The 14,549-nt window shown below is 43.1% G+C and carries 11 protein-coding genes; all 11 read right to left on the reverse strand.

The window, feature by feature from the left end; all coding sequences use genetic code 11:
- Positions 1-326 precede the first annotated feature (326 nt).
- The 11 genes from mutL to spoVS all read right to left on the reverse strand — a co-directional run bounded on the left by mutL (position 327) and on the right by spoVS (position 14,533).
- Positions 327-2,186, reverse strand: a complete 1,860-nt coding sequence (gene mutL, locus BLV00_RS14695; RefSeq protein ID WP_093045730.1) for a DNA mismatch repair endonuclease MutL — start codon at positions 2,184-2,186, stop codon at positions 327-329.
- 15 nt (positions 2,187-2,201) lie between these two features.
- Complete coding sequence (gene mutS, locus BLV00_RS14700) at positions 2,202-4,778, reverse strand: DNA mismatch repair protein MutS (protein ID WP_093045731.1); 2,577 nt, start codon at positions 4,776-4,778, stop codon at positions 2,202-2,204.
- Positions 4,779-4,935: 157 nt separating this feature from the next.
- The gene (locus tag BLV00_RS14705; RefSeq protein WP_093045732.1) at positions 4,936-5,496 is read right to left on the reverse strand and encodes an outer spore coat protein CotE; all 561 of its coding nucleotides are present in this window, start codon (positions 5,494-5,496) and stop codon (positions 4,936-4,938) included.
- A 184-nt stretch (positions 5,497-5,680) separates the two neighbouring features.
- The gene (locus tag BLV00_RS14710; RefSeq protein ID WP_093045733.1) at positions 5,681-6,106 is read right to left on the reverse strand and encodes a YlbF/YmcA family competence regulator; all 426 of its coding nucleotides are present in this window, start codon (positions 6,104-6,106) and stop codon (positions 5,681-5,683) included.
- A gap of 2 nt (positions 6,107-6,108) precedes the next feature.
- A complete protein-coding gene (miaB, locus tag BLV00_RS14715; RefSeq protein WP_093045734.1) occupies positions 6,109-7,680 on the reverse strand; it encodes a tRNA (N6-isopentenyl adenosine(37)-C2)-methylthiotransferase MiaB in 1,572 nt (523 codons plus the stop codon).
- A gap of 147 nt (positions 7,681-7,827) precedes the next feature.
- The gene (locus BLV00_RS14720; protein ID WP_093045735.1) at positions 7,828-9,006 is read right to left on the reverse strand and encodes a glycine C-acetyltransferase; all 1,179 of its coding nucleotides are present in this window, start codon (positions 9,004-9,006) and stop codon (positions 7,828-7,830) included.
- Positions 9,007-9,148: 142 nt separating this feature from the next.
- Complete coding sequence (tdh, locus tag BLV00_RS14725) at positions 9,149-10,189, reverse strand: L-threonine 3-dehydrogenase (protein WP_176791584.1); 1,041 nt, start codon at positions 10,187-10,189, stop codon at positions 9,149-9,151.
- 223 nt (positions 10,190-10,412) lie between these two features.
- Positions 10,413-11,279: a 2-oxoacid:ferredoxin oxidoreductase subunit beta gene (locus tag BLV00_RS14730; RefSeq protein WP_093045737.1), complete on the reverse strand. Its 867-nt coding sequence runs from the start codon at positions 11,277-11,279 to the stop codon at positions 10,413-10,415.
- Positions 11,280-13,025 (reverse strand): 2-oxoacid:acceptor oxidoreductase subunit alpha, encoded by a 1,746-nt coding sequence (locus BLV00_RS14735; protein WP_093045738.1) that lies wholly within the window; start codon positions 13,023-13,025, stop codon positions 11,280-11,282. It abuts the gene before it with no gap.
- Between the two features lie 227 nt (positions 13,026-13,252).
- A complete protein-coding gene (locus BLV00_RS14740; protein WP_176791587.1) occupies positions 13,253-14,176 on the reverse strand; it encodes a dipeptidase in 924 nt (307 codons plus the stop codon).
- A 96-nt stretch (positions 14,177-14,272) separates the two neighbouring features.
- Positions 14,273-14,533 carry a stage V sporulation protein SpoVS gene (gene spoVS, locus BLV00_RS14745; protein ID WP_028782854.1) on the reverse strand — a complete coding sequence of 87 codons (261 nt, stop codon included), beginning with the start codon at positions 14,531-14,533 and terminating at the stop codon, positions 14,273-14,275.
- Positions 14,534-14,549 lie beyond the last annotated feature (16 nt).

Below are 14,549 nucleotides of genomic sequence, written 5' to 3' on the forward strand. Positions count from 1 at the left end.
CAAGGAGGTCCGGGAAATTGCGAGACTCCTATGGGATTAAAGTACATGGTGAGATCCCGCAGGGCTTCAGCCCGAGGAAGCTCACCGTACTCCCAAGGAAAGCGAGTTTTTTTCCCGGACCTCCAACCGCTCACCACCGTAACGGAAACAGTTTATCTCGAAACTGAGTCTTCAGCAAAGGGAGCTTTACTGTAAAATCAACATGGAAATTTAACAGAGCCTATTTTTAGACACCTTGCTATTTTAGCATAAGACTTGGCTAATTATTAATGGTGTGCCTGCAATAAAAAAACTGAAGAACTGTACAGTTCTTCAGTTTGCTGCAGTTACATGACTCGTTTGAACATCTTCTCCATTTCATATTCTGAAAAATGGACGATAATAGGCCGCCCATGAGGACAGGTGAAAGGGTCAGTCGATTTTCTTAAATCTTCAAGCAATCGGAACATATCCTGCTGATTCAAATAATGATTGGCTTTAATCGACCGCTTGCAGGACATGAGGGTGGCTGCTTCTTCACGAAGCTTTTTGAGATCAATACGTTCATCAGACATGATCTGCTCCACCATCTCCTCGATAACTTCCACTTCGAATCCTTTAGGGAACCAATTAGGATGCGACCGAATAATAAAACTGTTTTCTCCGAAAGGCTCAAAGAAGATGCCCACTTTTTTTAATTCCTCCGCATGCTCTTCAATCCGAAGTGCTTCCTTCTTGGAAAAATCAAAGGTGATCGGTACAAGCAGCTCCTGTACTTCATTTTCGACGACTCCTAATCTTTCGGTAAAAAATTCATACTTGATACGTTCCTGGGCGGCATGCTGGTCAACGATATAAAGACCTTTTTCGTTTTGTGCCAATATATACGTGCCGTGCAGCTGCCCAATCGGATACATCGCCGGTACTCTTTCCAATTCGCTTCCCTTTTCTTCTTCTGTAGTCACTGGTGATTCTGAAGTCTGGTCAAGTTTTTGTATTTCTTTGATGACTTCATTCTGTGTCTCTGTAAATTCCACCTGTTCTTTTGTTTGAGATGGGTTGCTTTCTTGTGGACCGGCAGCAGACTGAAGTAAATGATCGATGGAATTTTCTCTTTGCTGGTGCGCTTCCTGCTCACGCTCTTCATAAAATTGAAACGCCGCCTGGGTAGAATGTTCTTTTTTAACAGGACGTTTTTGCTCCGGTGCTTCTGGTATCAACGTTTCTTTTCGAAAAGCAGATTGAATGGTAGTTTTAATCAATTCAAATAGTTCTTGTTCTTTACTGAAACGGACTTCAAGCTTCGCCGGGTGAACATTGACATCGACGAGAATGGGGTCCATTTCTATAGTGAGTACAACCAATGGATTCCTGCCGATCGGGAGCAAGGTATGATAGCCTTGCATCACCGCTTTGTTCAACGTAATGTTACGGATATAGCGGCCATTGATGATAGTGGAAATATAATTACGTGATGCACGGGTTACTTCGGGTTTGGCAATATACCCTGACACATGAAAATCTTTAGACGATGATTCTACCGAGATCATTTTTCTGGCTGTCGCCATTCCATAGATTTGTGCGATCACTTGAAGCAAGTCCCCACGTCCTGAGGTTTGGAAAAGCTGCTTGCCATTATGAAAGCAGACGAATTTCACATCAGGGTGAGCCAGAGCCATCCGGTTCAAGACATCAGTGATATGCCCGAGCTCGGTATGGATGGTTTTCATATACTTCAACCTAGCAGGCGTATTGAAGAAGATATCATTGACGATGATTTCTGTGCCTTGGCGGGCATCGCTTTTTGTTTTATTGACCAATTTTCCGCCTTCCAGCTCTAATCTTGTACCGGCTCCTTCGCCTGTAGACGTCTGAATGGATAGACGGCTGACTGCTGCGATACTCGCTAATGCTTCTCCGCGGAACCCAAGGGTTTTAACATGGAAAAGATCATTTTCATCCTGGATTTTACTGGTGGCATGCCGAAAGAAAGCATGGTCACAATCTTCTTCCACCATTCCGTCCCCATCATCTTTTATTTTGATTTGCTCAAGTCCCGCTTCCGCCAACTCTACCTTGATTGATTTACTGTTGGCATCGATGCTGTTTTCTACCAATTCTTTAATTACTGATGCAGGACGTTCTACAACTTCCCCTGCGGCAATTTTATTGGCCAGATTGTCAGGCATGAGTTTGATTTTTCCCATGGTGATCCCCCTTCCTTATCGTTTCACTTGTTTTTGTAGCTGGTAAAGATGATTCATCGCTTCCATCGGTGTCATTTCCATCAAATTAAGGTTCGTGAGCTGATCAATCAATTTGCTTTCTGTTGCTTGCGTTTTTTTATTGTTAGTCTCACGTACTTCTTCCTGAAAAAAGGTCAGCTGTTCTTCGTCTGCTTGATTGACAGGGACTTCATATTTTGGCCCTGTTTCAAATTCTTTCAATAAATCTGTCGCTCTTGCAATCAAGGAATCTGGCAATTCCGCAAGCTTGGCTACATGGATGCCATAGCTTTCATCTGCTGCTCCATTTTGAATTTGGTGCAGGAAAACAACATTCCCTTGATATTCTTCAGCCCGGACATGGATGTTTTTCAAACGTTCCAGACTATCTTCCAATTCCGTCAACTCATGGTAATGGGTAGAAAAGAGTGTTTTCGCTTTAATTTCCTCATGAATGTACTCAACAATTGCCTGGGCAAGGGCCATTCCATCATAAGTGCTTGTACCCCGGCCGATTTCATCCAGGAGAATCAAGCTGTTTTCGGTAGCATTGGCAAGCGCATGCCTGGCTTCCAGCATTTCTACCATGAAGGTGCTTTGACCGGAAACAAGGTCGTCAGCAGCTCCGATTCTAGTAAAAATCTGATCAAAGATTGGAAGATTAGCCTGTTCACACGGCACAAAACAGCCCACTTGTCCCATGATAGCTGTTAAGGCAAGCTGTCTCATATACGTACTTTTACCAGACATGTTTGGTCCAGTGATCAACAAGACATCTGATTCGTCATCCATATAAACATCATTTGGAACAAAGGAAGCATCTTTCATCACTTTTTCCACGACGGGATGTCTTCCTTGTTTGATATCAATCAGGCGTGTCTCATTGAAATTGGGCTGTACATAATCATTTTTTTCCGACACGGAAGCAAACCCCTGCAACACATCAATTTTACTGATTTGTCCGGCGAGCAGCTGCAAGTCTTCAATATAATTTTTCACCTTTTCCCGGATGGTGAGAAATAATTCATACTCCAGTTCCACACTTTTTTCTTGTGCTTCTAAAATCAGCGTTTCCTTATCCTTCAATTCAGGTGTAATGTATCGTTCTGCGTTCGTCAGTGTCTGCTTCCGTTCATATTTCCCTTCCGGCAGTAAATGAAGATTGGCTTTCGTCACTTCAATGTAATAACCGAACACACGATTGTAGCCCACCTTCAATGACTTGATTTTCGTCTCTTCCCGCTCTTTCCGTTCAAGCTCTGCAATCCATTGTTTTCCGTTTCTAGCTGCATCACGGTAATCATCAAGCTGGTTATTGAAACCATCTTTGATGATTCCTCCTTCCTTAATGGTAAGAGGCGGATCCTCATGAATACTTTCTTCTAACAACTCGGATAAGGAATGAAGCGGATCAAGGGAATGATGTAGGTTTTTAATGCTTGGATGAGAAAATTTTTCGAGGGTTACCTTTATCTCTGGAATCTTCCCTAGTGATTGTTTCAATTGCAGCAAGTCTCTAGCGTTCACGTTTCCAAAAGCAATTCTTCCGGAAAGACGTTCAAGGTCATAGACAGATTTCAATTGTTCTCTCAGTTCTTCCCGTTCAAAAAATTGCTCAAGGAATCCGGAGACCTGTTCATGGCGTTCTTCCATTCCTTTTCGATTCAACAGGGGACGTTCCAGCCATTTTTTCAATAACCGCGCACCCATGGAAGTGACTGTATCATCTACCACCCATAGCAAACTCCCTTTCTTACCCTGCTTCCGCAATGTCTCCATCAGCTCGAGATTGCGTTTCGAATACATATCCAGGGTCATATACTGCTTCAGTTCAATTTTCTGCACAGGCTGAAGATGATCCAGCGATCGCTTTTGGGTGTGCTGGATGTAATTGAGTAATCTTCCGAACCCGGTTTTATATTTCTCTTGCTGGAGCTCGGCCAGCAAAGGGGCAAACGCATCGTCAGTGTTGACCTCATCCTGGTAAGAAATCGTGTAAGCCAACCGTTCATTCAAATCACTTTCATGTGATTCCGGAAGGTCGGATGCAATGACGACTTCCTTGACTGGACGGTTATACAGCTCACTTAATACAGCATCCCAACCATCCGTGATCAGAGCAATGCTGTTTTCTCCAGTAGTCAGGTCATTATAGGCTACCGTATAGCTGCCATCTTCAAAAGAAGTCACGCTTGCCAGGTAATTATTTTCCTTTTCATCCAGCATATTACCTTCCATTACGGTTCCTGGGGTAATCAGTTGGACTACTTCCCGTTTGACTACGCCTTTTGCCATTTTCGGATCTTCTACTTGTTCACAGATAGCTACTTTATAGCCTTTTTCTATCAGCGTTTTTATGTAATTTGCTGCGGAATGATAAGGGACTCCACACATCGGAATCCTTTCATCTCCTCCATCCCTGCTGGTCAAGGTGATTTCCAGTTCCCTAGATGCCTCCAAAGCATCATCAAAAAACATTTCATAAAAATCACCGAGCCTGAAAAATAAAAAAGCATCCTTATGCTGTGCTTTGATCGTCAAGTATTGCTCCATCATTGGTGTGTATTGCTTCATTTAATATCCCCCAAAACGTACTTTAGTCACTTTTATTATTATAGCATAGATGCAAACTCTCCTTGAATGGTTGTGTTTTCAAGAGCACTTGTTTCCCAATCCCGTATAAATAAAAAAATAATCCCCGCTATGCTTAGCAAGGATTATCAAGCAGTCTTTATTCTTCTTCTTTTCTTCCGAGAAAATCCGGGTCGATCTCTGAAAAATCATCATCAGATAAGTCACCAAAATCAAAATCATCATCATGCTTACAGCCCTTCGGATTGACACGGACACAAAGCTTTGTTTCCCCAATTACATCCACGTAGAATTCCCGCTCTACTTCAACCGAAATCTTTTGCCCATTGCTAGTGATGTTGGCTTCCAGGCAGTTCGGTTGTTGTGTCGCTTTTGCAAAGACTTCTAAATCATCGTCGATGCAATTTTCATCTTTGATGTACAGCGGCACATGGTCGCAATAGTCGATTCTTTCTGTTACGACCTCCGTTTTCGTATTATCATTGTACGAAAACCAGACGTTCGCATCATAGTGGCCATGTACTTCCACATGATCTCCTTTTTTCTTGGCGTGATAGACATGGTTGATCACCCAGCAACCTAAGATACTTGATGGACGGTGGGGGGGCGAAATCAAGTGTGTTGATTGGGTGAATTTCTTCCCTTTACCACAAACAGCCTTCGTGAAGATCTCACGGTATTCTTGGTCAAAGAATGACATCTCACCTAAAACCTCCCTTTATCATACACAACATCCTATGCTTGAATTGGGCGAAATGTGCACATGCCTTTCCCATCAAGAAGGATTTGTATAAGGTTTTAGTTCATTCTATGCAAGAGCCCAGATAATTGTACGAAAAAAATACCATTGAACGAGAATTCTCGTTCAATGGTATCACAAAAACTTAGTGGTTACAGGCGGAATTACTGACTTTAGAGCCTGTTTCCCCTTTCAAAACATCTCCTCCAGTGGAGCGGATGACTTCATTTGTCACTTCGCGGGCAATCGTGTTGGATACCATTTGCAGAACATCATTGATAATTGTTTGAGAACTTTTGAACTCTTCCACTACCGGAATGGCATCCAATTCTGCCTGCAGCCGATCAATTTCCTTTTCCACTTTTTGCTGGGCTTCAGTTTTCCCATATGCCTGAAAATTGACCGCCTGTTTTTGTAATGCTTTAATACGGGAAATGTATTCCTGTACTTTTTTATTTTCATTGATTTTTGCTTCCAGCTGTTTAAAACGATCGATTTCTTCAATATTTGCCATCATCTTAGCCAGTTTCTGCGCTTCTTCCACTACTTGTTTACGAGTATATTCGGCCATTTTCAGTTCACCTCTGCTGCTTCTTCGACCATTTCTCCATCAAGAGACCATGTCTTAGCATTATTTATTTTCACTTTGACGATTTCACCAATCGCTGATTTTGGTCCAATAAAGTTGACCAGTTTGTTTCTTTCTGTATATCCAGCCAGCACATCAGGGTTTTTCTTACTTTCCCCTTCTACTAATACGTCGACAATTTGCCCTTCGTATTTCTTCATCGCCTCTGCTGACTGCTTGTTGACCAATTCGTTCAAACGTTGCAGCCGTTCTTTTTTCACTTCCATTGGTACGTTATCTTTCATACGGGCAGCTGGCGTGCCTTCACGAGGAGAATAAATGAACGTATAAGCCGCTTCGAATCCGACTTCTTCAACTAAACTCAATGTCTCTTCAAACTGTTCATCTGTTTCATTCGGGAAGCCTACAATAATATCCGTGGTCAAGGTAGCGTTTGGCATAGCCGTACGGATTTTATCAACAAGCTCCAAATAGCTTTCCCTGGTGTACTTACGTGCCATAATTTTCAAGACGTCGGAGCTTCCTGACTGGACAGGAAGATGGATATGATCAAGCAGGTTTCCGCCTTGCGCTAACACTTCAATCAGTCGGTCATCAAAATCACGCGGATGGGAAGTCGTGAACCGGACCCGTGGAATATCAATTTTATGAATGTCGTTCATTAAATCTCCTAAACCGTAATCCATGTCCAGATCTTTTCCATAGGCATTGACGTTTTGACCAAGCAGGGTGATTTCCTTGTAACCCTGGGCGGCCAGATGCCTTACTTCCTGAATGATATCCTCCGGCAGACGGCTTCTCTCTTTCCCTCTGGTATACGGAACAATACAATAGGTACAGAATTTGTCACAGCCGTACATGATATTCACCCATGCTTTGATTTTTCCTTTACGGGAACGAGGAAGGTTTTCGATGATATCTCCTTCCTTCGACCACACTTCTACCACCATTTCCTTACCAAACATGGCTTCCTTGACGAGCTGCGGAAGCCGGTGGATATTATGTGTACCGAAAATCAAGTCGACAAATTGGTGTTTTTGCAAGATTCGATTGACTACCGATTCTTCCTGGGACATACAACCACAGACCCCGATGATCAAGTCAGGATTCTCGGTTTTCAAGGGTTTCAAGTGACCGATTTCACCGAACACTTTGTTTTCCGCATTCTCCCTGATCGCGCAAGTATTCAATAATATGATATCGGCTTCTTTTGTTTCATTCGTAGAAACATAGCCCATCTCCTCTAAAATGCCTGCCATGATTTCGGTGTCATGTTCGTTCATCTGGCATCCATAAGTACGGATCATGAATTTCTTGCCACTTCCGAGACCAATCATTTCTTCAGGTATAGTAAAGTCATAATGAACTTCTACGTCTTCCTTGCCTCGCTTTTTCGCGTCTTTCAAAGAAGGAGGCTGATAGCTTGTCTCAAAATATTTGATGAAGTCTTCACTTTTCTTCTCTTTGATTCGTGAAAGATTGTCCTGGTCGGATTTTACGTCCGCTGGATTAGCTTCACGAATTTGACTCATCTGTTTACGCTGTTGTTCATTCATCAACAGTGCTCCTTTCGCATAACATATCTAACTTTCTCATTATATCAACTTTAGCTGCAAATTTTAAGAGCAGCAACCAACAAATATAAGCGTTGTCCCATAGAGAAAGGCTGATCGCCATACAACGACGACCAGCCTCCTTGAAACTTAGGAGATAATATTCAATTTTTTGCCAGCACGTTCAAATGCGTCCAGTGCTTCCTGCAATTCCTCTTTCGAATGCTCGGCTGTAACAATGGTACGTACCCGGCCTTTACCTCGCTGTACCGTCGGGAATACGATTCCTTGGGCGAAGACTCCTTCATTAAACAATTCATCTGAAAACTTATGAGTCAAAGAATCATCGCCGACCATCACTGGTGTAACAGGCGTTTCACTAATCCCTGTATCAAAGCCAAGTGACTTTAAACCGTCTTTGAAGAACTTGGTATTATCCCATAGTTTTTGAATCAATTCTGGTTCTTCTAAAAGTACATCAATGGCAGTGTCGCAAGCAGCTGTAACTGCTGGCGGATGAGAGGTACTAAACAAGAAAGGACGACCTTTATGGATCAGGTATTCTTTCAGTGTCTGGCTGCTTGCCACATACCCACCAAGTACGCCGATGGCTTTACTTAAGGTACCTACCTGGATGTGTACCCGTCCGTCTAAACCGAAGTGATTGACTGTGCCGCGGCCATTTTCCCCTAACACACCACTGGCGTGGGCATCATCGACCATCACGAGAGCATCATATTTTTCAGCCAGCTCGACAATTTCCGGAAGCGGGGCGATGTTGCCATCCATTGAGAAAACCCCATCGGTGACGACAAGACGTGTCCGGTAATCACTTGATTCTTTTAATTTTTCTTCTAAAGAAGTCATGTCGACATGCTTATAGATTTTACGGCCGGCCTTTGTCAATCGGATACCATCGATGATGGAAGCATGATTGAGCTCATCGGAGATCACAACATCCTCATCCGTCAAAATAGAAGATAGAACACCCTGGTTCGTAGTGAAGCCTGACTGGAATACAAGTGCAGCTTCGGTATGTTTGAATTTAGCCAGTTTCCGTTCATATGCTTCATGCATTTCAAGAGTCCCGGCGATCGTCCTGACAGATCCCGTTCCTGCTCCATATTCACGGACCGCTTTTTCTGCCGCTTCCTTCATCTTTGGATGAGAAGTCAAACCAAGGTAGTTATTAGAAGAAAGTTGAATCACTTCTTTGCCTTTGATCTTCACTCGTGATCCTTGCGGTGATTCTAATGGGATCAACTCCCGGAATGTTCCCTGATCTTTCATTTCATCTAATTCTTTTTGTAAGTATTCAAACCCTTTCATAAACACGCCTCCTTGAATAATGGATAAATGTTCCCTTGCATAGTATGTACAAAGGAGGAAGGTCTCCCCCCCATATACAATCAAGTCTCTATTTATAGTATCCCTTATTTACTGGTTATTTTTCAACAAGCAGCCATAACCTTCAGGGATGTAAGACTACTTTCCCGCATTTTCCTTCGTTCATAAGTCGGAAGCCTTCTTCAAAATCTTCCAGTGGCAGATGATGTGTGATCATTGGCGTCAAATCCACTTGTTTCGAATGTAAAAGACGGGACACTTGCTGCCAGGTTTCGTACATTTTACGACCGGTAATCCCCTGGACTTCAATCCCTTTGAATACGATGTCATTCGTCACATCAATCGTGACGGGTTTGGTCGGGAGGCTGAGAATGGACATTCTACCCCCATTAGTAATCATTTTGAAGCCTTGATCCATGGCGACGGGATGCCCGCTCATCTCACATACGACATCGACACCGTGTCCGCCTGTCAAAGCCTTCGCTTTTTCTACCGGGTCTTCTTCAGCTGAATTGATTAAAGTAGTGGCCCCCATTTGAGCAGCTAAACCAAGACGATATTCATTTAAATCAAAAGCCAGCACCTGGGATGCACCGGCTGCTTTGGCCACTCCTACAGCCATCAATCCGATCGGCCCACATCCGATGATTGCTACTGATTTTCCAGCCACATCCCCATTTAATACAGTATGGACTGCATTTCCCATCGGCTCCTGTACGGAAGCGATATCTGTCGGCATATCAGCCGGATTTTTCCATAGATTATCAGCTGGAAGGGCAACATACTCTGCAAAACAGCCTTGTGTATCTACCCCGATGATCTGTGTATTTTCACAAATATGGTATTTTCCTGTCAAACATTGTGGGCAATGACCGCAAACTAAGTGAGTTTCCGCACTTACATAGTCACCTTCCTGAAAAGTTGTTACCTTGCTTCCTACCTCAACTATTTCACCGGCAAACTCATGTCCAAACACATATGGCGGATTGACCCTGCTGGCAGACCATTCATCCCAGTTGTAAATATGGACATCTGTCCCACAAATCGATGTCGCTTTCACTTTTATCAGCACTTCGTTTTCTTTGATCGCAGGAATCTCTACCTCCTGCAGTTCCGCTCCTACTCCACGGTGATGCTTCACAATAGCTTTCATTGTTCCACCCACTACGAACACTCCCATTCTCTTTCAATCTCATGAAACTAGATATATCACTATTTTATCATGAGTTGAAAATTACGCAAATGACTCTGTTCACATACAAAGGACAATTGAACACCGTGGATAGGCGGCAGTACTTCTGCCTCTTTTATAAGCGCAAATTACCAATTGTAAAACTTAAAATCTCAATAAAAAATCCGATCAGCCAGTGCTGATCGGACTTCTTCTCTTACATGAATTCTTTAACCAGGTTATCGAACTTTCCTTTATCGAGATTAAGTTCACTGTCTTTCAATGCATGGTCTGCATAGCCATGAATCAAATCCTGATAAGACTTTTGCTCTGTATTTTGATAGATCAGACCTTTTACCAGACTGTTATGTTCCATCAAAGTAGCCATCGCTTTTTTACGATCAGAGCTGTCATATCCTTCGATATCATCTAAACTGACAAGATTTTCTTTAAACCAATCATAGGTATTGACTTTATTATAAGTGACACATGGGCTGAATACATTGATCAAAGAAAAACCTTCATGGTTAATGCCTTGTTCAATCAAGGAAGTCAGTTCTTTCAAATCACTGGAAAAGCTTTGTGCTACAAATGTTGCACCAGCGGATAAAGCCATTTCCATGACATTGACCGCAGATTCGATGGAACCTTCCGGTGTACTCTTCGTTTTAAAGCCTTTTTCACTTCGCGGGGAAGTCTGCCCTTTAGTCAAACCATAAATCTGGTTATCCATTACGATGTACGTGATATCAAGGTTTCTGCGAATCGCATGGACAGTATGGCCCATTCCAATCGCAAATCCGTCACCGTCGCCTCCAGAAGCGATAACTTTCAAATTTTTGTTAGCCATCTTAACACCCTGGGCAATTGGCAGGACGCGTCCGTGAATTCCATGGAAGCCATAAGAATTGATATAGCCGGAAATACGACCGGAACAACCTATCCCTGATATCACCGCTAAATCTTCAGGCTCCAGGCCTACATTAGCCGCCGCTCGTTGAATGGATGCCTGGACAGAAAAGTCGCCACACCCTGGACACCAGTTTGGTTTCACCTTATTACGGAACTCTTTGAATGTCGCCATTTATAACAACTCCTTGCTTCGCTGATGAATTTGGCCTGGCAGGAATGGCGTACCGTCATATTGGAGGATACTTTCCATCTTTTCCTGACTGCCGACATTCATCTTGATTATATTAGCCAACTGGGCAGTTGCATTATTCTCTACGACGATTACCTTCTTAGCTTGATCAACAAGAGCTTTGACTTCCTTGGCCGGGAATGGATGAATCAAACGGATATGGGCATGGTTCACTTTATATCCTTCCTCCTCCAGCCTTCCTTTCGCCTCTTCGATTGCCCCCCGTGTTGAATTGAACCCTACAAATAGAACATCCGCTTCTTCATACCTGGCATCTATCTGGACGGGTGTAGGGAAAACTTCCGGAAGCTTCTTCAGTTTACGCAGCCGTTTATCCATCTGATTTTTTCGGTTTGATGCAAGTTCACTAGGTTTACCTGTTTCGTCATGCTCTACACCGGTGACATGGAATATACCGTTTTTAGTTCCTGGCAGAATCCGAGGCGACACGCCATCTTCGGTGACTTGATAACGTTTAAAATATTCTCCTTTATCCAGTTCAGGAAGGTCTGGATGTTCATCCAGCTTGCCACGGCGCACTTCGATATTGTCATATTCCAACGGTTCAACTGTCTGCTTTCCAAGGGAAAGCTGTAAATCTGATAATAAAATGACTGGTACTTGATATTCTTCTGCTATATTCAACGCTTCCACAGCGTCATTAAAAGCTTCCTGCACTGTACTTGGTGCCATTACCACCTTCGGGATTTCCCCGTGGGTCCCATAAATCATCGCCATTAAATCGGACTGCTCTTGTTTAGTAGGAAGCCCTGTACTTGGTCCTCCACGCTGGGTATCCACGATCACGAGCGGAGTCTCTGTAATCCCCGCTAAGCCGATCGACTCCATCATCAACGACAAACCAGGACCTGCGGAGGCTGTTATGGTACGTACCCCTGCATAATTAGCTCCAATGGACATCGTGGCAGCAGCAATTTCATCCTCAGTCTGGATTACTGTCCCACCGAATTCCGGCAGCTTCTTAATCATATATTCCATGATTTCAGAAGCAGGGGTAATCGGATATGCGGCCATAAAACGGCACCCGCCCGCTAAAAATCCCATAGCGATTGCATCGTTCCCGATCATGAACATCCGCTTTTTTCCATCCGCTTCTGCCAGTTCCATCTGGTGAAGATTTCCTTTATCTTGTTCCCGGACGTACTCGGCTCCCTTAACAATGGCTTCCATATTCTTAGCGACGACTTGTTCACCTTTACGGGAGAAAATCTCTTCTACAACATCGCGGAAAACTTCACACTTAAGATTCATAATGGCGCTTGATGCTCCGACTGCGACCATATTCTTCATTAGTGAAGTGCCAAGATCAGTTGCAATTTCTGTAAAAGGCACCGAATAAAGAGTAACGTCTACTCCTTCTGGCAGAGTCGGATTGAATTTAGCGTCTGCCAGTACTATTCCTTTACTATGTAATTCGTGCGCATTGACATCGATCGTTTCCTGATCAAATGCGACAAGTATATCCAAATCATCGGCAATCGATCTCACTTTTTCTGTTGAAACCCGGATCTTATTATTCGTATGTCCACCCTTGATACGAGAGGAAAAATGACGATAGCCATAGAGATAATAACCAAGACGATTTAAAGTAATGGCGAAAATCTCTCCAGTACTTTCAATCCCTTCCCCTTGCTGCCCGCCAACTTTCCAGGAAAGTTGTTCAACCATCTACTACACCCCTTTTAATTTGTCCATGGATCTTCTCCTATCTAGATACATAGGATAATAGAATACCTTACCAAAAAAAAATCTTGTGAAGCATAGGGACCAGCCCGGCAATATGCAGAAAAGCTATATAGATTGCCTGCTACGATGCAAGTGATATATGTATATAAATCATATCCCTTCAAGTAGTAATTTTCAAGCGAATCCGCTAAATTGAACAAGCTCCTGCATCATCTTTGCCGGGGGAATTTATCGACAAAATTCTTACACATCAATTTTTGCATAGTTTCCTTCGTTTGACTGTGACAAAGTTCATTAATCAGAAACTTATAATCTGTTACCTCCGCTAAACCGGTCACTAAGTCGTCTGTACCTTCAAAGTCGGATCCGAAACCGATCACATTTTCTCCACCCATAGCTATTATGTACTCCACGTGAGGCACGATTTCCTGCATGAATGCATGATGATTTCCATTGATGAATTCCGGAACAAAGGTGATTCCGATCCAGCTATTACAATCGATCAATGCTTTCAACTGGGTATCGTCGAGGTTTCGCTTATGGGGAGACAGGTGGTAGACATTCGAATGGGAAGCCATTGGATAATCACAAATAGAAAGTACATCCCAAAAACCTTGATAGGAAATATGAGATAAGTCGGTCCAAATCTGTTCCTGATTCAAATATTCAACCACCTTGCGACCAAAGGAAGACAATCCCGCCCCCCGTTCTTCTTCAATCCCGTCGCAAACCGAATTGGCTTGATTCCAGGTCAGGCCGACAATCCTCACACCAAGGCGTATAAGCGTCTTCAACTTGTTAATATCTGAACCAATCGCGTGACATCCTTCCAATGTCAAAATTGCTCCTTTTTCTTCCGGCTGCAATTTCATTAAATCCTGTCTGTTTGCTACGAAACGTACATCATCATATGGTTCGATAATTTGTTCGAAAAAGATGGATACCATTTCGAGTGCTACGCTGAATTGTGCTTCTTCTGTTATTTCTTCGGGAACGAAAATGGCAAAACACTGAACCTTTACATCACTCTGTTTCCATTTCAAATAATTAAACCGTAATGCTTCGCTATCATAAAAATCTACTTTCTTTTCCCAAAGCTTCCATAATACATCACAATGCGCATCTATAATCAAAAGCTTTCTTCCTTTCCAAGCCAAAAATTTAAGCCGTGCTCCTACAAGCACGGCTGATCTTGTCCATCATAAATTTTCATAGGAAGAGCCTGTCGCCTATCTAGGTTCAACAATCAACTTTATTGCAGTACGCTCTTCATTATCAATCATGATATCTGTGAATGCTGGAATACAAATAAGATCCACACCACTTGGTGCGACGAAACCTCTGGCGATAGCCACTGCTTTGACGGCCTGGTTCAAGGCGCCAGCGCCAATCGCCTGAATCTCCGCTGAGCCACGTTCCCTTAAGACGTTTGCTAGAGCTCCTGCTACTGAATTCGGACTGGATTTAGCTGAGACTTTTAATATTTCCATTACTAGCTCCTCCTTC

Origin of the sequence: Thalassobacillus cyri (genome assembly GCF_900107755.1) — a bacterium.
Taxonomy (GTDB): domain Bacteria; phylum Bacillota; class Bacilli; order Bacillales; family Halobacillaceae; genus Thalassobacillus; species Thalassobacillus cyri.

What these genes read in the sequence shown, in the direction of transcription:
- BLV00_RS14730 (WP_093045737.1), bottom strand. Translation starts at nt 11,279, where the DNA reads ATGGCGACATTCAAAGAGTTCCGTAATAAGGTGAAACCAAACTGGTGT.
- mutS (WP_093045731.1), bottom strand. Translation starts at nt 4,778, where the DNA reads ATGAAGCAATACACACCAATGATGGAGCAATACTTGACGATCAAAGCA.
- BLV00_RS14735 (WP_093045738.1), bottom strand. Translation starts at nt 13,025, where the DNA reads ATGGTTGAACAACTTTCCTGGAAAGTTGGCGGGCAGCAAGGGGAAGGG.
- BLV00_RS14705 (WP_093045732.1), bottom strand. Translation starts at nt 5,496, where the DNA reads ATGTCATTCTTTGACCAAGAATACCGTGAGATCTTCACGAAGGCTGTT.
- BLV00_RS14710 (WP_093045733.1), bottom strand. Translation starts at nt 6,106, where the DNA reads ATGGCCGAATATACTCGTAAACAAGTAGTGGAAGAAGCGCAGAAACTG.
- spoVS (WP_028782854.1), bottom strand. Translation starts at nt 14,533, where the DNA reads ATGGAAATATTAAAAGTCTCAGCTAAATCCAGTCCGAATTCAGTAGCA.
- miaB (WP_093045734.1), bottom strand. Translation starts at nt 7,680, where the DNA reads ATGAATGAACAACAGCGTAAACAGATGAGTCAAATTCGTGAAGCTAAT.
- BLV00_RS14720 (WP_093045735.1), bottom strand. Translation starts at nt 9,006, where the DNA reads ATGAAAGGGTTTGAATACTTACAAAAAGAATTAGATGAAATGAAAGAT.
- mutL (WP_093045730.1), bottom strand. Translation starts at nt 2,186, where the DNA reads ATGGGAAAAATCAAACTCATGCCTGACAATCTGGCCAATAAAATTGCC.